The following is a 22,492-nucleotide window of genomic DNA, read 5'->3' as shown; positions in this document are numbered from 1 at the left end:
GGTTTTTCTCCCTTTTCAATGGAGCTGTATGGTATGTCAGAAACCAATTCACAACATTTTGCGCTAGTCGATGAGCTAAATAAGACGGTTACTAAAAGTCTAGTAACGACGTTCGGTTTGGACTTTTTACTTTTTGAAGACAAAAAAGGTGGCGATGTTGCAACCGTTCACAATGTTCGCCAGCACCAAAAAGGTGATGCTGAAATCTATGTCTCAAAGAGTGTTCAAGCAGAGTATGCGAATAAAGGGGATTACAAACCAGTTAAACATCATGCTGACGGAAGTATCGTAACTGATAGAAAGAACAAACCCAAAAGAGAAGATCGTTACCACTCTCATCAGAATTATAAGGCGAAGGGAAAGGAAGACAAAAAGCTGCAACATGATGGTAATTTGCCAGACGAATATCGTAACCAGCTTATGTCTCAGGATGAAAAACGCCAACTAGACCACATCATTTCATCGCATGAAGTCCATAATGATGCGGGAAGAGTGCTTGCAGGGCTAGACGGCGTAGAACTTGCTAATCAGAACTCAAATTTTCAATCGACACATTATTACATCAACAACCTCAAGTCAGATCATTCTATGGATGATTTCTTAGGAACCGTTGTACCAAGGACAATTGAGAACAAGCGTAAAAATATTGAAAGAGATAAACTGCGTTTAGCTTCTATGCCCTCGGAAACTAAACAGCAAAAGCATGAAAAACGTAAACTAGCAGATAAAATCACCAAGCAAAGTGAACAGGTTGCTGTTCTTGAGAGTCTTGATGAAGACAAAATGCGTGAGGCGGATAAGAGAGCAAGACAGCAGTACGATAAGCAGATCAATTTCACTTACTATACCAGCAGTAAGTTTTTTAAGAGTACTGCTATGGCGTCTAGTAAAGCTGGTTTCGCTATGGGGGTTAGACAAGCATTAGGGCTTGTTCTTGCTGAAGTTTGGTTTGAAATAAAAGATACAATTCCTCAGCTCTTTAAAGATAAAGAAGAAAACTTCACACTTGATAAGTTCCTAAATAAGCTAAAGGTTACCGCACTAAAAATTTGGGATAGGGTCAAAACTCGATTCAAAGATATTCTGGAAGAGTTTAAAAACGGGGCTTTAGCGGGTGCCCTGTCTAGCTTAAGTTCGACCATAATGAACATCTTTTTCACCACTCAAAAGTTGATTGGAAAACTCCTCCGTGAAACTTGGTCAAGTCTAGTTTCGGCTGCTAAAGTCTTGTTCTTTAATCCGCAGAGACTTAGCCCTGGTGCTTTGGTGCGAGAAGTTACACGTATTTTATCTACTGGTGTTGCGGTTGCAATGGGAGTGATGCTTAACCAACAGTTAGCCTCGCTGATGACATTTCCTCTCGGTATTGAACTAGCCTCGTTTGTTAGCGCGGTGGCTACGGGCATAATGACTATTGGTATCACATACTTTTTAGATCACAGTAAATTAATGCGAAAAGTATGGGATTACCTAGATCAGTTTAAGTCAGTAGAAAAGAGAACCTTGGAATACTTCCAGACGGTAAATGCTGAACTTGATCGATACTTGATTGAGCTTTCCAAAGTTGAGTTTAATCTTTCACCTGATGAACTAGCTGGACTTGTCGACAACTTAGAATCTGTTAGTTGTGAATACGAAAGAAGTATGATGTTGTCGAAAGAAGTAAGTCGAAGAGAGATAGAGTTACCTTTTGAAGACAACAACCTAGATAGTACTAGAGCTTGGTTGATGAGTTTATGAACCAAGTTACCCTAAATCTTTTCCCTTGCTATTCATGCGGTAAATGTTGTGCGAATGTTGATTTATCCGCAGAGACCAAGAACTTGGACCGAGGTGACGGCATTTGCCGTCATCTCAATGTGGAAAATAAACAATGTCGTATCTATGACACGAGACCGGATATTTGTCGAGTAGAACTACAGTATAGAAGGCATTATGCTTCTACTTATACTTGGCAAGCGTTTGTTGATATAAACCTATCAATATGTGAGAGCTTGCCTGATAAATTTGCATAAACATAAGGTGTTCTACAAAACAGCATATCTATGGCAAGTCTCACTTACTTAAGCTTAAGCTGATCATACTTCTCATCGATAAGTTTCTTGATTACATCGCTGATATTGGAGTCATCCTGCTCCACCAACCATGTTAGCCGTGTTTTAGTTCGGTCTGTCATAGAAACACTATAGGGGCGTTTGCCCTTCGTTTTCTCTCGAAACTTTTTTTGATTCCAAGATGCTTTCATTTTTTGGATTACTAATGTTGTCTCAGCTGGTTTCATTAGTAATTGATAATCGAAATAGGCGACTAGCGCTTGGTACTTTTCACTAGTAACTACTGGTTGCCAAGGTAAGATAAACCCATCTAAATTTCTTTTCAGGTACTTTATACAGCTTGTAATTTGATCTTCACTTTTATGGTCAAGCCAATCGATAAACTTTTGGTTTTCGCTGGATTGATTAGTACATTGAGCCCATAGATCGTGAATCAAATTTACCAAATAGAGCTGCCCTCCCAAGTCAACATTACTATGGTGTAATGTTTCAATAACATAGCGAAAACGCGCGTTATGGTCGACGAATTGTCGTAGTTCATCTGTCCGCGTAAAAAACCTCAAAGGCACAGGATGCTCTCTAAATTCGTTGGACGTTGGTCTTGCTTTTCTACCATAAGAACTCGATGCGACTGGTGAAAAGTTATACTTTTCTTTCTGTGCAAAACGTGAGTTTTCATTATTTGAGAAGAAAGCTGCTGAGTCAGGTTCCGAGTGAAACAAAAGGAACGTGATACAGAAACCACAGGCTCTTGGATTGTCCTTTAGGAAACGCAACTCGTCTTCCGAGATTTGATCATTGGCTTCGAACTTTTCACGGACCTCTGCAATTAGTTGTGATTTACCTTCACATTCTTCTAACTCGGATAGGTATCTGTTGAGGTACTTATTTGCTTGTACCAAAGTATTACAAGACTCAATAAAGCTTGTATCAATGGAATGTTGTTTGCGTATTTCTCTTGCAAGGTAAATAGCTTCACGCCACGAGTGAGCCTGTAACATATCAGAATCATTCATTACTACTTCTCTAATTAAAAACATAATCACGTTAGTAATAGATTATCATTTCAATAACAGTTACTCATTAATTTAATGTTGTTTTAGTAATAACTTAATAGTGATTACATAGTAATTTATTGTTGATGGATTTGGCTTTTGAAGTGTTGTTTGGTATGGCTTTAATCGTGATTACGCTTTGTTTCAGTGATGATTTTCGTTTCGTTCTTGATAACTTGAGAGTGAATTTCATACTTTGTGCGATAGATGGAGTGTTGTCAGAGCTGGTTTGTGACCGAGTAACAAGCCAGGTTTAAGTGACGGTATGGTTAATATATTTAGTCAAAGGAGTTAGTTAGAAGAGCTATACCTACCTCAAGTAGGTTAGGGGCATACGGTAAAAAATCATATGAGAAGAGATTCCTGTAGATAAACAACACAGGAATTAATCTCATGAAGAAACCTACCTACCAAGGATTACCCACATTAGGCTCATCATATGATCTTAACTGCGATTATCTGGAGGTTATCCGCGTACCAATGGATAACGCTGTCGATGAGTACCCGACGGTTTTTGCTGTTCGATTTGATCTTCGCCAACCTAAAGGTGATTTTCTTGATTGCCTTAGCCGTGATGAAATCTTGGGCAATGAGGCTTTAGCCATTCGACGTACAGATTTAGCTACTCGATTTGTTCAGTCGTTCAAGGCCAAACTTAAGGCACATGAACGAAGATGTCACCGCAAAGGGATAAGAGTTTATCCTTGTACCGTTAGGTTCGTGTGGGTTAGGGAGCGTGATAAATCGGAACATGACCACTATCACTTTGTTTTACTCCTAAATGAGGATCGTTTTGGGAGGTTGGGCAGTATTACAAGAGAAGGCTCTCTAGCATGGACTATCACCAGTGCTTGGGCTAGTGCACTTAACTGTGATGTTGAGACTATCCGTCGCCTTGTGCACTTCCCTGACAATGCATGTTATGTCCTTGAGAGAAAAAGCGAGGACTTTATTGAACAGTTTAACGACTTATTCTGTAGACTCAGTTATTTTGCCAAGTATGCTACAAAGCATAATGACGAGGGTAATCGCTGTATAGGTCGAAGTATTCGTTAGGTTCGAACCAAGGTCGTTATCTAGAAAGCAAAAAAGGGGAGAGAATCCCCTTATCCTTTATGACGATGCCTTAAATCCCATACACGCCACTGATTCGCTTGAATGTGCGCATAAGCGTCACCTTTAAGCTGAGTTAATGTGAAGGTGTTGGAGAATATGTCACCACCTAGACAGTAGCTACAGAACTGATGGCAGTTTTCATTTAATAGGGAATAGTCTGTTTGTACACCAAGCATAGCTTCTGCTAGTTGAGCGGTAAACTCACTGCCAGTAGAGTTGCCGTGAGCATTGCAACTCACGTAAATGGAAAGGGCTGTGGTATCTGCTAGGAATTGATGAATTGATACGGCCTCGATAAGACCTTTGCCATTACGATGGATGATACGTCCGTCTCCCACGTAGACACCTGAATGTTCAGCATATCCAAATGCGAGATCGCAATACACAATGCTACCTCTGATTGGGTGATTGGTTTTCCAGAATAAGTTTTGGATTAAACTTTTCGATAAGCTGCCTATTGCGTGATATGGGTTCATGTTATTTGCTCTCAAATGTATTAATTGCGAAACTCAAAAAGGCTGTGAGCCTAATGTTTATAAGGGATTGACGGTCCCGCCCCCTCACTAAATGATCCGGTTTAAAGTTCAAGAGAAACAAAGTCTTTATCGACTTCATCTTGAGTGATACCGATATAGCGAAGCGTGACGCCCTCAGATGTGTGACGAAGCATTTTCATTACACGGCCTATATCTTTTGTGGATTGGTAAAGAAAGTAGCCTCGCGTCTTTCTCATCGAATGAGTACCTAAAGCGATATTTAGCTCTTGGCCTACTTGTTGAAATGCCATGGACACAGCACGTCGCGTGATTGGCTGCGGTGGTTTGTTTTTCAACTGTTGGCATCGGTGGGATTGAAATAAGTAGATGTGGTCGGGATGCTGCTCCCTTAATCTAGCAATGTGCTGCTGAGCTTTGGTATTGAGCTGAATGTTTGCCAGCTTGCCAGTTTTACTTTCACGAATAATAAGTCGGTCACCATGAATGTCTTCAAAGCGAATCGATAATAAATCAGAAATCCTCAGTGCTAGGTTTAATCCGATATGCCATACATCGGCCATTTGCGGATTACAACGAATACTCAATAGATGACCAACCAGGCGTATGGTGTCATCATCTTTGATTGCTTGGACCTCAGCCATAATCTGCTTCCTTTTTTGTCTGTAGAAGGATGTTTTGAGAAGCACAGAGCCGACGATATCAAGAAACCCTTGTGCAATAAGGGATTGAAGCTTCCCGTTTTAACAATATGGGAAGCAGGTATCGGTGTAGCTCTATGCGAGTGGTTTTGTTGAATGTTTGGTTACGGAGGGGAGTGTTCCGGTGTGGTAAGTGGATTGGCTCTGGTTACTAGCCACACTTAATCTGAACTTGGTTGTAAGCATCCATTGCCACATAAGCTAGAAAGTTACACTCCCACATTTCATACAGCTCTGTGGTTTCTTGTAGGTGCATGCCCAGCCAGCCGCTAAAGCGCGCGAAAGCGACGTTGTTAGCAAAATCAAAAGTCAGGTCGGGAACCAGTTCCGGCGTTTCGTCGCCCACATAAACGCGGTCCGTTATCTCCCTAATGGCTATATGGCGGTCTTTCATATCGATAGTGATAGAGATAGGATGAAACCCTCCATCTTTCGGGTGGTAACTGGTGTCCTTAAATCGGATAGTTAACCGTCCTCGGTAATTAACATCATGAATAGAGCGTTTGATTAAGTCTTTGAGTTGGTGTGAAGGCTTTGCTCGCTTGCATGCGAACATAGCCAGGTTAGCAGCTTGATTCATAGCGACCTCTTTGACGGAAATGGAGATTAGCGAATGGGGGTAATGTCGATTGAGATTGCAGAGTGTGCGATGAGTGAGTGAGTTACTGCTTTAAGCCAGCTGGCGAGTAAGGTTTGTACTTCTGGCCGTTGTAAGCTGCACTGCTTAATCTCAGGGTGATAGAACCAACACCCTGTGAAGTTGAAATACAGCGATAACTCTTTTTGTGGCGTGCCTGTGACGACAATGTCAAAGGTTGCGATAAAGCGAAGCTGCCAGGGCGAATCACTGGATGTGCGTTCTAGTTGAATTTCAATGGGCTGAAATCGTTGGTCAGTCTCTTGAGAGCGAATGTTTAACGCCAATCGTTCAACTGTATTGGGAATGGTGTTGTCCAATAACAGGGCATCGAGAAAGCAATGCATCGGAGTAACGAGCTCATCATTAAGCCCGGAAACAATAAACTCACTCATATCAATCCCTTTTCAGCAAATGAGACACAGTCTTCACCAACAACGATGTGGTCTAAGACACGGATATCCACGAGCTTCAGAGCGTCGATAAGTCGCTGTGTAATGCGTTTGTCGGCTTGGCTAGGCTCAGCAATACCGGAAGGATGATTGTGGGCAAAAATCACAGCGGCAGCGTTGTGGTTTAGTGCTGTCTTCAATACTTCACGGGGATAAATCGAAGCGGCGTCAATCGTGCCAAAGAACAACTCTTCGAAACTGATCAATTGATGTTGATTATCAAGAAACATTACAGCAAACACTTCTCGGTCATGTGCTCCTAATTTGAGCTTTAAGTACTCTTTGACATTGGTGGGGTTGGTGAACTTGCCTTCACGTTTGTATTTCACAGCCAGCGCCTCGGCTGCACGCTCTAGCAGTTCATTGAGTTCTGAAGTCTCAAAGGGGTAGTCATGGTCAGTATTTGGGGTACGCATAAGGGCTCCTTGGGCTATCTGTTTGGTTATGCGTACTGATGAAATATATCTGGAAGGGTTTTAAATCGGCTTGTTAGGGCTGGAAGGGAGAAAGCAAGCGTGCCAGAGACAGGTAAAAAATAACTTACTTGCCGTTGTTATGTAGAAATCGCTGTAAAGCAAGTTATTAACAACCAAGCCGAATCAGAGGATGTATCGGCTTTTTAGTCTCTGGAGAGTATGACAATGAATACAGAAATTTATGTAGAAGCGGCCATGGTGAGAAAGCAAAGAGGTCGTCTTGTTGGTGGTGTTGGCTTAATCGTGATCGATGATGATGCGTGCATTGAACATGAAGATTGGGAGTATTTTGGCTATGTCGCAGACCAAACTTACCTAGAGCTGTCAGCGCTTGCTTTTGGGTTAAAGCATGCGAGAGATGGCGATATTATCTATTCAAGCAGCGATTATTGCGTCAAAGGCTTTAATGAGTGGTTAGATGGCTGGAAGCGACGAGATTGGCGTAAAGCAAATAAAGAATCGATAGCTAATGCAGAGCTCTGGAGGCTGGTGGATGAGAGAAGCGCGGAGAAACGTGTTGAGGTGAGAAAAGTCGCAGCCTGTTCAGCAGGAAAAGGTGCAGCTTATAGATACGCTCTCGCAGCGGCGAACCGTCAGTTGTAAAGATAATGAATCACTTGCTGGTACTGCCAGCAAGTGATTCATCTTATGCGCTGCTTTGTTCAGGAATTGTTAGCTGTACCCTCAGGCTAGGCGTACAGGAAAAGTAAAAAATAACGCCGCGGCCTTTGTTATGAGTTGAACTACATAACAAGGTTTTAAAATGTTGAATTTTCTTAACTTAGAGCAAGTGATAACCAAAACAACACTATGTAAAAGCACTATTTATGAGCTAATGAAAGTTGGAGAGTTTCCAAAAAACTTCACTGTATCAGGTAAGCGTAAGGCTTGGCTTGAAAGTGATGTAGAAGATTGGATGATGAGCAAAATTGAGCAAATAGACTCTTGATAACGAATAGTGGCAACGAGGTTTGAGCTATTCACTTAACTTAATGATTTTGATAGCTCAAGATTTTGTTTTACTGCAACATTACTAGAGTGACCCCCAAAATCTACATACTTGTTAAGAGCGCTTCGGTGGGCCATATTACAGAGCATTTACCTACTTGATTATTCTTAATAAAAAGCCTAAATTTCCAATAACTGTTAATAATAGATAAATTCTGCCATGAATGATCAAGCGGACGAAGTCATGACTCTTGAAGAGCTCTCGATCTACCTAAAGATACCCAAATCGACGGTTTATAAGCTGGTACAGGACGGCCGTATTCCGGGAAAAAAACTGGGTAAACAGTGGCGATTTGGAAAGAAAGCAATTAATGAATGGCTAAATAACCAACCACAAAAGGTGGGAGATAATTAACATGTTTACACCTCATCAAAGCGCCTATTTTGCTCACTGGCTAACACAAGCGGGTAAGGTTGAAAATCAGGTCTCAAAGGTGATGGCTTCTGCAAGGGTAGACATGAACCCTCATCAAGTTGATGCAGCATGCTTTGCTCTACAGTCTCCTTTATCTAAAGGGGTATTATTAGCTGACGAGGTTGGTCTGGGTAAAACCATTGAAGCCAGCCTTGTGATAGCTCAAAAATGGGCTGAACGCAAACGTCATATTCTTTTAGTTGTGCCGGCTTCGCTTCGCAAACAGTGGAACCAAGAACTACAAGACAAGTTTGAACTACCTTCGGTCGTATTGGACAGTAAGGTTGTTACTGAACTCAAAAAACAAGGCCATCGAAGACCATTTGAGCAAAATGATAATATTGTCATCTGCTCTTATGATTATGCAGCTCGACAATCAGATTTATTAAAACTTGTAGATTGGGATTTGGTCGTCTTTGATGAAGCACACAAGCTACGTAATATCTACCAAAAGAACGGAGCCAAAAGAGCTAAAGCTGTTGTTGAGGCAATAGCTCACGCCGATAACAAGGTGTTGTTATCGGCAACGCCACTTCAAAACAATCTTATGGAGCTTTATGGACTGAGTAAGGTTATAGACCCTCACTATTTTGGAGATGAGAAGTCTTTCAAGTCGCTTTATGTCAATCGTCAGAAAAACCAGAACACATTAGATGATCTAAAGCAACGTATTGTTCCTTTTTGTCATAGAACTCTGCGAAGGCAGGTGCAGAAAGAAGGAGGAATAAACTTCACCAACCGCTATTCGCTAACTCAAGATTTTATACCAACAGATGAAGAGTGGGAGCTTTACAAAGAGCTTTCTGCCTATCTTCAGGCATCTGGAAATATAGCAATTAGTGCACAAGCAAAGCACTTGGTGAGTATTGGTCTCAGAAAGATTCTAGCGTCTTCCTCCTTTGCTGTTGCTGAAACATTGAAAGGTATGATTGATAGGCTTAGGTTGAAGCAGCAACTAGATGAAGATTCTTTAGGTGATCTAGAAGAAGCCGACAACTGGTTGGATGCTGATTTGGGTGAACAAGAGGAACCAACTACCAACAAGGAACCGACAAAGTTAGAGTTGGAAATTGAGTTGCTTAGCAAGTTTCAAAAAATGGCTGAGAACATTCGAAGCAATGCTAAAGGAGATGCGTTATTAGTCGTTCTTGAGAAAGCAATGTTAATGACTGAATCGCTTGGAGGACTTCGTAAAGCTGTTGTATTTACAGAGTCTTGTCGAACTCAGAAGTACCTTTCAAATCTTCTGGAAACAAACGGTTATGCAGGGCGAACGGTCTTGTTGAATGGTTCAAACAATGATGACAGGTCACAACAAATCTATTGCGAGTGGCTACGACAGCATGAAGGCTCAGCCCGAATTAGTGGTTCCAAAGCAGTCGATATGAAAGCAGCAATAGTGGATCACTTCAAAAGTGATCAGGCTGATATTCTCATCTCAACCGAAGCTGGTGGTGAAGGTATCAACCTCCAGTTCTGTTCAGTCCTTGTCAACTATGACTTGCCTTGGAATCCTCAGAAAGTTGAGCAGCGGATCGGGCGTGTACACAGATATGGCCAGAAAAATGATGTTGTGGTTGTTAACTTTGTAAACCGTAAGAACCCAGCGGACCAGCGTGTTTTTCAACTGTTAAATGAAAAATTAAAACTGTTTGAGGGTGTTTTTGGTGCCTCTGATGAGGTTCTGGGGGCTATCGAAGATAGTATCGATATTGAGAAGCGTATCTACGAAATCTATCAAAAGTGCCGAAGTGATGAAGAGATTGAAGAAAGTTTTAATCAGCTTCAGCAAGATATGGAAAAAGAACTTGGAGTTAGAGAGCAGCAAGCCCGACATACGCTGTTAAACAACTTTGATCGAGATGTCGTTGCAGCGCTAAAAACAAGACGAGATGAGAGTGAAGACTTTTTGCAGGAGTACGAGCGAGTATTGCTTGATTTGGCAAAGGCAGAGCTACCGCAGGCAACCTTTAATACCAATCATTTTGTCTATAATGGAGAGCGATATGACCTAAGTTGGTCATTAGCCACTCAAAATGACTCAGAGTTCTTTCGGTTACAAGCGACAGAGCACTATTTGGCTTGGGAGCTTGTTCATAGAGCAAAAGCACATGATCTAGCACCTGTTCACTTAACGTTCCATTACGATCAGTTGGTGGGTAACTACTCAGCGTTACAATTACTTATCGGTCAATCCGGAAAGCTTTGCGCTATCGAACTTGTTTTCTCATTCAACAATAATAAAACTAAGCAGAGCAAGACTATGGTATTGGCCATTACTGATCAGCATCAACGATTGGACCTAAAGAGTAGTGAGCAATTGCTTTTTATTCCCGCACAGTCTTCTCCGCTCCAAGGAATTGTTGAGAATCAACTTTTTGAGCAGTGGAAGCAAGAGGAACTTGAGCAGCAGCGTGCTCAAACGGAAGAAGAGTTGGATCAATATCTAGAGCGAGAGTCTGAGAAGCTTGAACGGTGGGCTCGAGACAAGCGGGATAGTCTATTTGAAACAGTTGATCAGCTTGATCAAGAGATCAATTTGTTGAAAAAAGAATCAAGACGTTTAGCCTCCACACGAGAAAAAATTGAAGCTAAAAAAACGCTTAGGAAATTGGAGCGGAAGCGGGATGATGCTTTGAGCGAATATCATCACTCGAAAAAGCTCATTGAAGAGGAAGAAGATAGGTTATTGGACGAAGTGAGTGATAAGTTAGAGCTCACCTGTGAAGTTCGAGAGTTATTTACTGCAACCTGGACACTTACTCACTAAGCGAGACAAATTAGAATGGAAAGAGAAAAGTTAACCAAAGAGCTGCTGTTTCATATTCGCTTAGGCGAGGACTCCAGCATTGAATTTAAGGCCGTCACTTTTGATGGCAACAAGCCAAAGAATCCAAATAAAGACAAAATGGCCCATGAAATCGCTGCTTTTGCAAATGGCAAAGGAGGGAGGATTCTACTGGGCGTAGATGACAAAACTCGCGATGTAATAGGTATTGAAGAAGAAAAGATAGATAATACAGAGCTATGGATTGTCAATATTAGTCAGCAAAATATCAATCCTCCTGTTCAGTTGGATACACGTATTTTGCAACTGCCTAATCAGAAAGGTGACCTAAAAACGGTCATCTATGTTGATATTCCTAGAAGTATATCTGTACACCAAAGTGCGGGGCGCTACTATCAGCGAGTTGGTTCAACCAAGCAAGAGATGAAGCCAGAAGTTTTAGCACGTTTATTCCAGCAGAGGTCTCAGGCTCGCCTTATTCGCTTTGATGAAACCCTAGTCCCAGGGACTAGCAAGGGAGATATTGATGTTTCTCTTAAACGGCGCTTTTTAAAACCAGTTACCCCAGAGCATGAGCAGTTCTATAAACTTCACCTGACAGCCAAAGATGACTACGGTGATGTAGGGCTTTCTGTCAGTGGTGTACTGCTTTTAACTGCTAACCCTACCCAGTGGCTACACAACGCATATATACAGTGTGTTCATTACAGTGGTATTGAGCGCGATGCGAATGATCAACTGGATGCTCAAGACTTAGTGGGTCCTATTGATCATCAGATTAATGGAGCGTTAGAGTTTGTTAAGCGCAATATGAGAATCGAAGCCACCAAAGTAGTAGGTAGAATTGATATACCTCAATACGACCTTGGTGTCTTGTTCGAGGCTATCGTTAACGCGGTAGCACATCGCGATTATTCAATGACTGGGCGACGTATCCGCTTGCATATGTTTGCCGACAGGCTAGAGCTGTTCAGTCCAGGCCAACTTTCTAATAGTTTGACCATTGATGGCTTAATGGAAAACACGGTAACTCGTAACGAAGCATTAGTGAATCTACTAAGTCGTTACTATCAGGCAAGAGAAGAGGCTGGGCGACAAGCTCTAATTGAACGCCGGGGAGAAGGGGTGCCTAAGATAATTAACACCAGCAAAGAGCTAAGCGGCAAAGAACCAGAATACCGCTTGGTAGATGATTCAGAGCTACTCCTCACCATTTATGCGGCAAGCAAGAAGGAACAGGACTAATCAAATGACAACAACGATAATGGATGGAAGCTCTTTGGACATTAGCGCACAACGCAAGCAAGAGCTGAAGCAGCTATTTCCCTCAGTATTTACTGAAACCAGAAATGATGCCGGTGAAATCGTAGAAACCCTTGATTTTGAGCGCCTCAAAGCAGAGCTAGGCAGCTTTAGTGAAGTTTACGATAATCGCCGTGAACGCTACAGTATGGAGTGGCCAGGTAAACGAGACTGCTTGCGTCTGATTCAGGAGCCAAGCCATGCAACCCTAAAACCTTGCCTTGAAGAGTCTGTTGACTTCGATAACACCGAGAACATTTTTATTGAGGGTGATAACCTGGAAGTACTTAAGCTGCTACAAAAGAGCTACTACGGCCAGGTGAAGATGATCTACATAGATCCGCCATATAATACTGGTAAAGAATTTATCTACCCAGATAACTTCTCAGAAAATCTGGATACCTATCTTGAATATGCAGGGCTAAAAGAGGTTGGTGGCGAAGGCAAAAAGTGGAGTAGTAATAGCGAGAATGAAGGCCGCTTCCATACCAAGTGGCTCAATATGATGTATCCACGCCTCTATCTCGCTCGTAACCTGCTTCGAGAAGATGGGGTTATTTTTATCTCCATTGATGATAATGAAGTGGAAAACCTTCGGAGGCTTTGTGATGAAATTTTTGGAGAAGAGAACTGCCTAGCACAATTCTCTTGGAGAACAGACGGAAATTTTGATAACCAGGCAAAGATCAAAAACTGTCACGAGTATATTTTGATGTATTGTCGTGATGCGGTGAAATTTCCTCATCCTCCAGTGATCGATCCAAACACACGTGAAAATAGTAAGCTTTTTAATACGCACATTGTTAATACAATTGTAAAAAATGGCCCCAAAAACCCAGTTAGTGAAGTAGTCCTTCCTAAGGGATTTCCTAGTAGGTTTATAGATGGCTCGATAAGTGCTCGCACGGACTCTTGGCCTCACTATAAGTCCGATGCAACCTTTCAAGGAGGAAAGTTAACAAAAGATGTTGCGGTACAAAGCGGGTGGAGTTCTAAGGAGCTTCTGCTGGAATTTATTCAAAATAACTTTTTACCAATCACCGATAGTAAAGGCCAAAAAACTCGTTTTGAAGTTACAGCGACTGGGGCAATTGAGTATATAAAAGAGAGAAATGACGTTCAAAGTCATGTGATATCAAGCTTAAATGGCTTTGGCGGTTCTCAAAAAGCACAGTCCGAAATAGAAGAGCTTGAGGTGATATTTGACGATTACCCTAAGCCAACCTCTTTAATCGAGTATTTTATTAGGATGCAGGGCGAAAGTGAATTCATTGTTTTGGACTTCTTCGCAGGCTCTGCAACAACGGCACACTCAGTTTACAATGTTTCTGTTTCTGACAACCAAGACATAAAGTTTATTCTCGTTCAGTTGCCAGAACCGACTAAAGCAGGGTCAAAAGCAAAGAAAGATGGCTTCAATTACATTTCAGATATAGCAAAAGAACGTATCCGCCGTGCAGGACAAAAGATTCGCACTGAGTTAGAAAGGCGGCCTGATTCTGATAGCAAGCCCCTGCCCGATCTCGGCTTTAAGGTGTTTAAACTTGACCAAAGCAATTTTAAACAATGGCAAGCGCCAGGCAAAGATGTGAGTGATGAGGAGCTGTTAAGTCAGATGGAGCTATTGGTTGAGCATGTAGAGCCAGATGTTTCGCAAGAAGACTTGCTTTATGAACTGCTAATAAAAGCAGGGATTATGCCTACCGAAAAAGTAGAGACCATTGAGCTTGCTGGGCAAAGTCTGTTCTCCGTAGCTGAAGGTGCATTATTGATCCACCTAGCTGAAACCATTAGTAAGCCACTGATTGATGCCGTTTTAGAGCTGGCTCCAAGTCAGTTTATTTGTCTTGATTCTGCATTCCACGGTAATGACCAGTTAAAGGCTAATACAGTGCAAACTTTCAATGCATACAATCAAAGCCGCGACAAAATCGAACAAATTGAATTTAAAACGGTATAGGTGGGGGAAATGAAGCTTAAATTTAATCCTAACCTTGACTACCAGCAGCAAGCAATTCAATCGACATTAACACTGTTTGATGGGCTATCCAGTGATGGAGATACCTATGTGGAGCATGGTATTGCTAATACAATAGATTTGAATCCAGAGAAAATTCTAGCCAATCTGCATAAGGTGCAAGAGCAAAACTTTATTGAAAAATCGGCTAGCCTGCTCGATGATAATGATGTTTATCCCTTCCCTAACTTTTCAGTGGAGATGGAAACAGGTACTGGTAAAACCTATGTTTATCTGCGTACCATCTTTGAGCTAAACAAAAATCTAGGTCTGCGAAAATTCATAATAGTCGTGCCTTCTGTAGCCATTCGTGAAGGTGTTCTTGCATCACTAGCCAGTATGCGAGAGCACTTTTTGGGGCTTTACAACAGAGTTCCCTTTGACCACTACGTTTATAGCTCAAAAGATCTCTCCAAAGTTCGCCAGTACGCTACGGCAAATACCATGCAGATAATGGTGATCAATATACAGGCATTTCAGCGAGATGCTGGAGATATCGAGAACTATGAGTCACTGACACCTGAGCAAATTAAAAAGCTTTCAGTGATACACCGTGAGCAAGACAAAATGTCGGGCATTCGCCCGATCCAGTTTATTCAAGAAGTTCGCCCTGTGGTAATAATTGATGAGCCTCAATCGGTTGACACTACAGCTAAAGCTAGGCGTGCTATTAATCACTTAAAGCCGATGTTTGCTTTGCGTTATTCTGCTACCCACAAAAATCCCTATAACGTGCTTTATGAACTTGGGCCAGTAAAAGCCTATGACATGAAGTTGGTAAAACAGATCTCGGTAGCTTCTATTAAGGCTGAACAGGATATTAACCAGGCCTACATTAAGCTCTCTGACATTGGTTACGCAGGTAAAGCTAAAACACCTTCAGCTACGGTCATGATCTTTGAAGACTCTTCGAACGGAACCAAAGAAAAAGCAGTAAAACTTAAGCAGGGAACTGACCTCTCAGACCATACCAATCGTCAGGGTTATGAGGGTTATGTTGTGGATGAAATCTACGCAGAACCAGGTGCAGAGTATGTACGCTTTACTAATAAAATTGTACTGGAGCCAGAGGAGGAAAAAGGCAGTATCCAGGACGAAGTAATGAAAGAGCAGATTCGACAAACCGTTCTCGCACATTTCAACAAAGAGAGAGTGCTTCTGAAGCAGGGACTTTCAGTTAAAGTCTTATCGCTGTTTTTTATCGATAAGGTTGCAAATTATCGCTTTTATGATGAGCAAGGTAGCCGACAAAAAGGTAAGTTGGCACTTTGGTTTGAACAAGCCTATCAGGAAATATCTCAACTTCCTCAATTCGCACAGTTACCAAAACGTAGTGTAGATCTAGTCCATGATGGCTATTTTGCGGAGGTGAAAAAACGTGGAAAGGTGGTTGATGTTAAAGACACCTCCGGCACAACAAAAGATGACGCTGAAGTCTATGAGCTGATCATGAAAAATAAAGAGCGACTGCTAGATGAAAATGAGCCACTGCGCTTTGTATTCAGTCACTCAGCACTTAAAGAGGGATGGGATAACCCCAATGTCTTTCAAATCTGTTCCTTACGAGAGTTTGGTAGTGAAAAGGAGCGTCGACAAACCCTTGGTAGAGGCTTGCGTTTAGCGGTTGACGCTAATGGCGAGCGCCTTTATAACCCTCAGGTGAACCGCCTGACGGTTATAGCTAGTGAGTCCTTTGAAGATTACGCTAAGAACTTACAAACTGAGATGGAAAAAGATATTGGCGGCGGCTTTAAGTTTGGCCGAGTACCATCTATTGCCTTTGCGTCTTTGGTTGGAACAAACGATGAAACTCTAGGGCAAGAGCGTTCTAAACAGCTTTGGCATGAGCTCAAACGAGAGGGTTATATTAACAGCAAAGGAGATATAGAGCCTAAGTTCAATCCAGATGATTTGTACTTTGAGCTTAAGCTTTCTGATGAGTATCAGCCGATGGAAAGCGAGATCATCGACAAACTCAGAAGTTATATGTTTGCAGGGCGAGTTCAGAACGAGCGTAAGAGAGTACCGATTAACTTTAATAAAAACATCTATCTAAACCCTGATTTTAAAGTTTTGTGGGAGAAAATTTGCCAAAGAACCCGCTACTCAATTCAGTTTAAAACAGATGAACTTATCGATCTTGCTGCTCATAAGCTAAAAACCATGCCTATTGTTCCTCCAGTTTCGCTAACAATAGCTCAGACACAAGCAAGTGTGACGGATGCTGGTGTGGGAGCGGATCGAGTAATACAAGCTCCCAAAGTTCAGCATATCACGTCACATAAACAACTACCTGACTTGATTAGTGCCTTACAAAACAGAACAGACCTAACCCGAAGCACCTTGCTGGCTATTATTAAAAAAGGTGCTCGCTTGGGTGAGTTTAAAACAAACCCTCAGGCATTTATCACTGAGGCGGCTAAAGAGATCAACAAGTCGCTAACCGAATTGTTAGTTGATGGAATTCGTTATCAAAAGATAGCTGGTGAACAGTATCAGATGGAAAAATTTGATGAAGCTGAATTGGAAGCCTATTTGGATAAAGCTTATCACGTTCAACATGCTGATAAGGGCGAATATACTCAAACGCCCTATGACTACATTCAATATGACTCAGATATAGAACTTAAAACTGCGAATGCCTTGGATGGGGCTGAAAATGTAAAATTTTTCTGCAAGCTCCCTAAGTGGTTTACTATTCCTACGCCTGTTGGTGAGTATAACCCAGACTGGGCGGTTGTACTTGAGGATGATAAAAAGGTCTATTTGATTCGCGAAACCAAGACAACCCATGACTCAGACAAACGCCGCATGGAAGAAAATCTGAAGATTCTCTGTGGAGCTGCACACTTCAAAGCATTGGAGAATGTGGATTATGCTGTCGCAACATCTGTGGCAGAGGTTCTGACTCACACGGATAAGTTAAAGCCCTTCTAGGGAGGAAGAACTATGAGCAAGCAGATAGAGGTCGAGGTTCAAGGCGATCACTTAGATAAGGTGTCTAAGGCTAATGCATTAACAGCAATTTCAGAATTGGTTTGGAATGCGGTTGATGCAGATGCCACAGTTGTCGAAATCGCCATTGATGATGGAGAACTAGGTATTGATGCTATTCATGTTAAAGATAATGGGCACGGTATTGATTTCGCAAAGGCCGACATGTATTTCCGAGGATTAGGGGGTTCCTGGAAAGGTTCAAAAGGTATCTCTCCTAAAGGGCGTTTTTTACATGGTAAGGAAGGTCAAGGTCGCTTTAAATCTTTCTCTGTGGGCAGAGTAGTTGAATGGAATACTCGTTACAAGGTACAGGAAGACTCTGTTGTTGGTTATTGCATTAAAGGGTTAGCTGATAACAAGAAATTTTTTGATTTGGGGGAACAGGTTGATACTGGGCTTGTTACTACCGGAACAACAGTCTCAATTTATGAGCTGCTCAAAGAATTCCCATCTTTGGCCCAGGCAAAAATAGTTGAACACTTGACGTCAACTTTCGCGATCTACCTCTCGATGTATCAAGAGGTGTCACTAATCGTTAATGGTGAAAAAATTGACCCTGACTCACTGATTATCAACTCGGAGTTGATTGAGTTACCCAAAGTTACTTATGAAGGAAACAACTATAGTTACGAGCTTCAGATCATCGAATGGAAAAATTCGAAGAAGAAACAGGTTCAACTTTGCAATCAGGCTGGTTTCCCTCTTCTTCCTATCGATAAAAAGATCAGAGGTGGTGCTGAGTTTTCTTTTACCGCCTACCTTAAGTCTGAGCATATTACGGAGTTAAATCGACAAGGAAGATTAGGCCTTGGGGACTTAGAGCCTTCTCTCAAAGCTCCAGTTGAAGAAGCAGCCCGCCAAATAAAAGACTATTTAATGAGGCGAAAGGTAGAGAACTCTGCCCACCTAATTGAAAAATGGAAAGGCGAGGATGTATATCCATACAAGGAAGTAGTGTCGAGTCATGTTGAGCAAGCTGAGAAGCAAATGTTCGATATTCTGGCTATCAATATAAACGAGTTGATGCCAGAGTTCGATAGAGCCAGCCTTCAGCTAAAGAAACTCCAATTTGGCCTGCTGAAACAGATCGTTGCGTCACAACCTACAGACCTTCATGCAATCTTAATTGAGGTCTTGAATCTGTCGGAAGATAAACAAAGAGAGTTCGCTGAGCTACTCAAAGACGCTTCTCTTTCTGCAATCATAAGCGCTACTAAAATTGTTACAGATAGGCTGAAATTTTTAGCCGGGCTCGAGGAAATCGTATTTAATCCTGAGATTAAGAGTGTCCTTAAAGAACGTAGCCAATTGCATAAAATTCTTGAGGAAAACACTTGGATATTTGGGGAGCAATTTTCTCTATCGGTAAGCGACAAGTCACTGACTCAAGTTCTCAGAAAGCACCTAGAGAGTAAGGGTATTGACTTGATTCCTGACTCGCCGGTTAAGCGGCTAGATGAGTCGGTAGGAATTGTAGACTTAATGCTGACCAGGAACATTGCTAAAAATCATCCAACCCAACGTGAGCACCTTATTGTCGAGCTGAAAGCTCCAAAAGTTAAGATTGGTCAAGATGAACTCAATCAGATTAAGTCATATGCCTATGCTGTAGTGGAGGATGAGCGGTTTAGCTCCTTAGATACAAGCTGGAACTTCTGGCTAATTTCAACTGACTTAGACAGTTTTACTCGTCGAGAGCTCAAAGAAGATCGGCAACAGAAAGGACTGTTGTACAATGCCGAAGGAGTTAAGATTTGGGTTAAAACTTGGGGAGAGATAATCAACGAGTGTAAGCATCGAATGGAGTTCATTAGGCAACAGTTGGATTTAAATGTCGATAGCTCTGATGGTCTTGAATTCTTACGTAAGCACTATGGTAATTATACCAAAGGAATTGAAGTGGAGAGTAAGCCTAAAATTGCATAATGAATAATACAGAACAGCTACAAGAGTTTCTTGGCAATAATGAGGTTTGTCTTCATTCCTTAGTTAATGTTATACGTTGGCATGCTGGAGGAGTAGTTGAACTGGTAGCTATGGGCGCAGGAAGTCACAACCTTTAGAACTAGTTGTGGAAAATGGGGATTTTACTTATCTGTTTTGAACTATGAACAAAGAAAAAATCGTTATACAACCCCTCCTTCAAGGAAATCCTTTTCTGAAAACTCCTGATGAGGTGGTTAAGCTATTTGGATTTAGTACATCAGTTCGGAGTAAAGTAAAATTAGCTGCGAGAGCCATGAAGCAGGAGGTAGCACTTAGTGATCGTAGCCTTGATAATCTTGCTAGACGAGGAATATCCAAGAAAAAAGCGGAAGATGCACTAGAACCTATTTTCAAGGCGTTCTCGGAGCGGATCAATATCGATTTCGATGATTTGATTCCCGATGGAACAAAAACATCTGATGTTCATGTTTTCTGGAAAGCTTCTATTACCACATTTGTACTTGGAGCTAAGTTCTCTGATGAAGAAAAGTGCTGTTTGCAACCTTTGGTCGCTTTTATCGAAAGACGGTGTGCAGAGTATGAACCTCAAAGAGAGTGGATTACGCGATACCGTGGTATGGAACCAGAAGAGATTCTCTGTTATCTGACGGATTTTTATCAGCCGGTTATCGACAAAACTTTACTTGATTCAAAACAGATAGTCATGGTGAGGGAGGTGCTAGATAAGGTATCTCTGGGAGAGGGAGTTAAGGTCGATCAAGATGAAATTAAAGCGCTTACTCTTTTCTCACATGATTTTAATTTATCTTTGTTTGCATCGCTTGACTTAGTTGCACGCAATTTAGCGTTGCTAGTTTATGATGATGTGGTCAAACAAGATGAGAGTTTCTTCACTCAGTTGCTGGAAGCTGAAGGACAGTGTTACTTCGGCAAACTACTCGCTCTTATAAAGATAAAGACAGGTTGCAGCTATAGCAAATTAGCGCAGCTTATTCCGATACAATATCAAAGTACTGATAGTGGTAGAACAGAATCAGAAGCTAAAGTAGAGCGGCTAAAAGAATGGCGAAAAGGAAAAACTAAACCTAGCTTTACCGTAATGGATGAGTTTTTTTCTCATTTTGATGTAGGTGATCAGTTTCCTTTATTGATCTATGGGTTTATTTGCCAGGCTATCGACCGGATGATGGATAAATGTAAACGTAAAGATGATCGAGCGCTTCTACGAGAGATTTATTCAGCAGAAAACTACTCTCGTTATTACGACAAAGAGAAAGCGGCCTGTGTTACGGCCGCTGTTAAGATTACTTTTTAGGTGGATTATTACCACGGTTCTTACCCGATGGATTACTGGTGCCGTTTTTAGTTGGCCAGTTACGATTTTTTGCTGTCATTATTGATCCTCCCAATCATCAGGCCTTTCATCTTCACCACGTGATTGCCAATATGCATCATTGTTAGGGTTCAGTTGAGCTGAGTGATTATCGAGATCATCCTGTGTTGGCTCATAGCCGTTTTTGAATCCAGACATAGTAGATTTCCTTTTTAATCGCAGCACCATTGCTGCTGTAAAAGAAGATTACTATTAGAAGGTTTTAAAAAATAAGGGGGGTGAGAGCGCACAACTCAAATTAATCGCGAAATAGATAGCTATACCCATCTCGTCACCCCCTCAGCTTTTAGTTATTTACTAGATTAGATATTTGTAGAGCTAGCTTATCCAAAGCCTCTCTCCGCTCTTCAAAATAGTCATGTCGGTCATAAATCCCTTCAACACCTTTTAACTTGTGATTTAAGCACCTCTCGGCCACATGGCCGGGGGTGCCTTGTTGTGCCAATAAGGTTCGGCACGTACGGCGTAGGTCATGAACAGTAAAGCGAGGCATATCCCCCATAAGATTTGGCGGCTGTTTCTTTTTACCAGGTTCATGCCCAAATAGTTTGGTAATCGCACGATTAAGCGTATCTGGCCCCATATGTGGATTTTTACTGGATCGGCGGCTAGGGAATACATACTCAGAGCCTAAGCTTCTCACTTTCAGTTCTTCCAGCCATTCTAATGCTGGTGTAGCTAAAGGGATAGTAAGAGCGGCATTGGTTTTGCTGCGTTCTTTTGGGAGTTCCCACACTGCTTTTTCTAAATCAAACTCTTTCCATTTGGCTTCGCACAATTCGGATTTACGCACACCTAAGCACACTAGTAAGGCACATGCTAAATAGTTGTCACGGGTAAAGCTTATCGGGTTTAGTTTAGCGGTATTAAAAAACTGCTTGAGCTCTTCGGTAGTTAAGGCTCTATCTCTGCTCTTTTCCACACCGCCAGCATCCCGAACCGTAAATGCAGAAGCAGGATTACCTTGCATGAGGTCGAGCTTCATTCCATGGTTGAACAGTTGTTTACAATAGTTAAGGGCGTCATTCGCGATTGCGGGTTTTCCAGCAGCAGTAATGGCATTAATAGTGGTGCGAATATCACGAGCGTTGACTTGATCGAGAGGGATATCGCCGATATGAGGGGCAATATCTTTTAAGAAGACACGTTTCGGAATGTTAGGGTGCTTTAAACGTTTTTCTAGGGATGGATACCAGTCTGAAAACAAGTCGTTAACGGTTTTAATTTTTTCTTGCTCTGCGCGCTTACGTTGTATAATCGGATCAAGTCCTTCACGAACTTGTTTCATTTTTTCGGCAGCTAGGAGTCGGGCGTCACGCAAAGAGATGTCACTGACTTTGCCGAGTGTCATTTCGCGGCGCTTTCTGTTCGATGTGAAACGTAACATCCAACTAGGATAGCCAGAGTGGGGAACAACCAAATACAAACCACCACCATCACCATAGCGCTTTGTTTTATCCCCACCAGCTTTAATTAATGCTTCTACTTTCTTAACTGTTAACTGAGACATCCTACCCTAACTCCATACCCATTAAATCGGCGGAATCTTACTTTACCCACCACCATGCTCTAATGGTAGTGTAACATACCCACCAATTTAACCACCAGTTGGTGGTGGTTAAAGGTGGTTCCCTATGGAC

At 41.9% G+C, this 22,492-nt stretch carries 20 protein-coding genes; 12 read left to right on the top strand and 8 right to left on the bottom strand.

Annotated elements, in window-relative coordinates:
- Positions 1-33: 33 nt before the first annotated feature.
- Positions 34-1,740, top strand: a complete 1,707-nt coding sequence (locus tag R7E47_RS10750; RefSeq protein ID WP_318084281.1) for an ATPase — start codon at positions 34-36, stop codon at positions 1,738-1,740.
- Positions 1,737-2,015, top strand: coding sequence for a YkgJ family cysteine cluster protein (locus R7E47_RS25505; protein WP_202640110.1), 279 nt, complete (start codon positions 1,737-1,739; stop codon positions 2,013-2,015). The genes R7E47_RS10750 and R7E47_RS25505 overlap by 4 nt, the downstream gene beginning before the upstream one ends.
- Positions 2,016-2,059: 44 nt before the next feature.
- Here the strand turns inward: R7E47_RS25505 and R7E47_RS10745 are convergent, their stop codons facing one another.
- Positions 2,060-3,070, bottom strand: coding sequence for a hypothetical protein (locus tag R7E47_RS10745; RefSeq protein WP_318084280.1), 1,011 nt, complete (start codon positions 3,068-3,070; stop codon positions 2,060-2,062).
- A 432-nt stretch (positions 3,071-3,502) separates the two neighbouring features.
- On the opposite strand from R7E47_RS10745, the gene R7E47_RS10740 reads away from it, so the two are divergent.
- Positions 3,503-4,165 (top strand): inovirus Gp2 family protein, encoded by a 663-nt coding sequence (locus R7E47_RS10740; protein WP_318084279.1) that lies wholly within the window; start codon positions 3,503-3,505, stop codon positions 4,163-4,165.
- A gap of 50 nt (positions 4,166-4,215) precedes the next feature.
- Here R7E47_RS10740 and R7E47_RS10735 read toward each other — a convergent pair whose 3' ends face one another.
- The 5 genes from R7E47_RS10735 to radC form a co-directional block, all read right to left on the bottom strand.
- Positions 4,216-4,701, bottom strand: a complete 486-nt coding sequence (locus tag R7E47_RS10735) for a lecithin retinol acyltransferase family protein (RefSeq protein WP_318084278.1) — start codon at positions 4,699-4,701, stop codon at positions 4,216-4,218.
- Between the two features lie 101 nt (positions 4,702-4,802).
- Complete coding sequence (locus R7E47_RS10730) at positions 4,803-5,363, bottom strand: tyrosine-type recombinase/integrase (RefSeq protein ID WP_029834113.1); 561 nt, start codon at positions 5,361-5,363, stop codon at positions 4,803-4,805.
- A 208-nt stretch (positions 5,364-5,571) separates the two neighbouring features.
- On the bottom strand, positions 5,572-6,000 hold the full coding sequence (locus R7E47_RS10725; protein WP_318084277.1) for a DUF2787 family protein: 429 nt from the start codon (positions 5,998-6,000) through the stop codon (positions 5,572-5,574).
- A 26-nt stretch (positions 6,001-6,026) separates the two neighbouring features.
- Complete coding sequence (locus R7E47_RS10720) at positions 6,027-6,452, bottom strand: DUF2787 family protein (protein WP_318084276.1); 426 nt, start codon at positions 6,450-6,452, stop codon at positions 6,027-6,029.
- The gene (radC, locus tag R7E47_RS10715; RefSeq protein WP_318084275.1) at positions 6,449-6,925 is read right to left on the bottom strand and encodes a RadC family protein; all 477 of its coding nucleotides are present in this window, start codon (positions 6,923-6,925) and stop codon (positions 6,449-6,451) included. The genes R7E47_RS10720 and radC overlap by 4 nt, the downstream gene beginning before the upstream one ends.
- A 225-nt stretch (positions 6,926-7,150) precedes the next feature.
- Between radC and R7E47_RS10710 the strand changes: the two genes are divergently transcribed.
- The 9 genes from R7E47_RS10710 (at position 7,151) to R7E47_RS10670 (ending at position 20,774) form a co-directional block, all read left to right on the top strand.
- Positions 7,151-7,588: an RNase H family protein gene (locus R7E47_RS10710; RefSeq protein ID WP_318084274.1), complete on the top strand. Its 438-nt coding sequence runs from the start codon at positions 7,151-7,153 to the stop codon at positions 7,586-7,588.
- Positions 7,589-7,748: 160 nt separating this feature from the next.
- Positions 7,749-7,934, top strand: coding sequence for a helix-turn-helix transcriptional regulator (locus R7E47_RS10705; protein WP_318084273.1), 186 nt, complete (start codon positions 7,749-7,751; stop codon positions 7,932-7,934).
- Between the two features lie 219 nt (positions 7,935-8,153).
- The gene (locus R7E47_RS10700) at positions 8,154-8,348 is read left to right on the top strand and encodes a helix-turn-helix domain-containing protein (protein WP_301660571.1); all 195 of its coding nucleotides are present in this window, start codon (positions 8,154-8,156) and stop codon (positions 8,346-8,348) included.
- A gap of 1 nt (position 8,349) precedes the next feature.
- Positions 8,350-11,178 (top strand): SNF2-related protein, encoded by a 2,829-nt coding sequence (locus R7E47_RS10695; protein WP_318084272.1) that lies wholly within the window; start codon positions 8,350-8,352, stop codon positions 11,176-11,178.
- Positions 11,179-11,193: 15 nt separating this feature from the next.
- Complete coding sequence (locus R7E47_RS10690; protein ID WP_318084271.1) at positions 11,194-12,441, top strand: RNA-binding domain-containing protein; 1,248 nt, start codon at positions 11,194-11,196, stop codon at positions 12,439-12,441.
- A 4-nt stretch (positions 12,442-12,445) separates the two neighbouring features.
- Positions 12,446-14,458: a site-specific DNA-methyltransferase gene (locus R7E47_RS10685; protein WP_318084270.1), complete on the top strand. Its 2,013-nt coding sequence runs from the start codon at positions 12,446-12,448 to the stop codon at positions 14,456-14,458.
- Positions 14,459-14,467: 9 nt separating this feature from the next.
- Positions 14,468-17,452: a DEAD/DEAH box helicase family protein gene (locus tag R7E47_RS10680; protein WP_318084269.1), complete on the top strand. Its 2,985-nt coding sequence runs from the start codon at positions 14,468-14,470 to the stop codon at positions 17,450-17,452.
- Positions 17,453-17,464: 12 nt separating this feature from the next.
- A complete protein-coding gene (locus R7E47_RS10675; protein WP_318084268.1) occupies positions 17,465-19,438 on the top strand; it encodes an ATP-binding protein in 1,974 nt (657 codons plus the stop codon).
- A gap of 181 nt (positions 19,439-19,619) precedes the next feature.
- Positions 19,620-20,774: a hypothetical protein gene (locus tag R7E47_RS10670; protein WP_318084267.1), complete on the top strand. Its 1,155-nt coding sequence runs from the start codon at positions 19,620-19,622 to the stop codon at positions 20,772-20,774.
- Between the two features lie 78 nt (positions 20,775-20,852).
- Here the strand turns inward: R7E47_RS10670 and R7E47_RS10665 are convergent, their stop codons facing one another.
- Complete coding sequence (locus R7E47_RS10665) at positions 20,853-20,990, bottom strand: hypothetical protein (RefSeq protein ID WP_318084266.1); 138 nt, start codon at positions 20,988-20,990, stop codon at positions 20,853-20,855.
- A 148-nt stretch (positions 20,991-21,138) separates the two neighbouring features.
- Positions 21,139-22,362, bottom strand: a complete 1,224-nt coding sequence (locus tag R7E47_RS10660; RefSeq protein ID WP_318084265.1) for a tyrosine-type recombinase/integrase — start codon at positions 22,360-22,362, stop codon at positions 21,139-21,141.
- Between the last annotated feature and the right edge of the window lie 130 nt (positions 22,363-22,492).

It is taken from the genome of Vibrio sp. Vb1026, from assembly GCF_033338745.1.
Lineage (GTDB): Bacteria > Pseudomonadota > Gammaproteobacteria > Enterobacterales > Vibrionaceae > Vibrio > Vibrio alginolyticus.
This window is presented reverse-complemented; position numbering and strand designations above follow the sequence as displayed.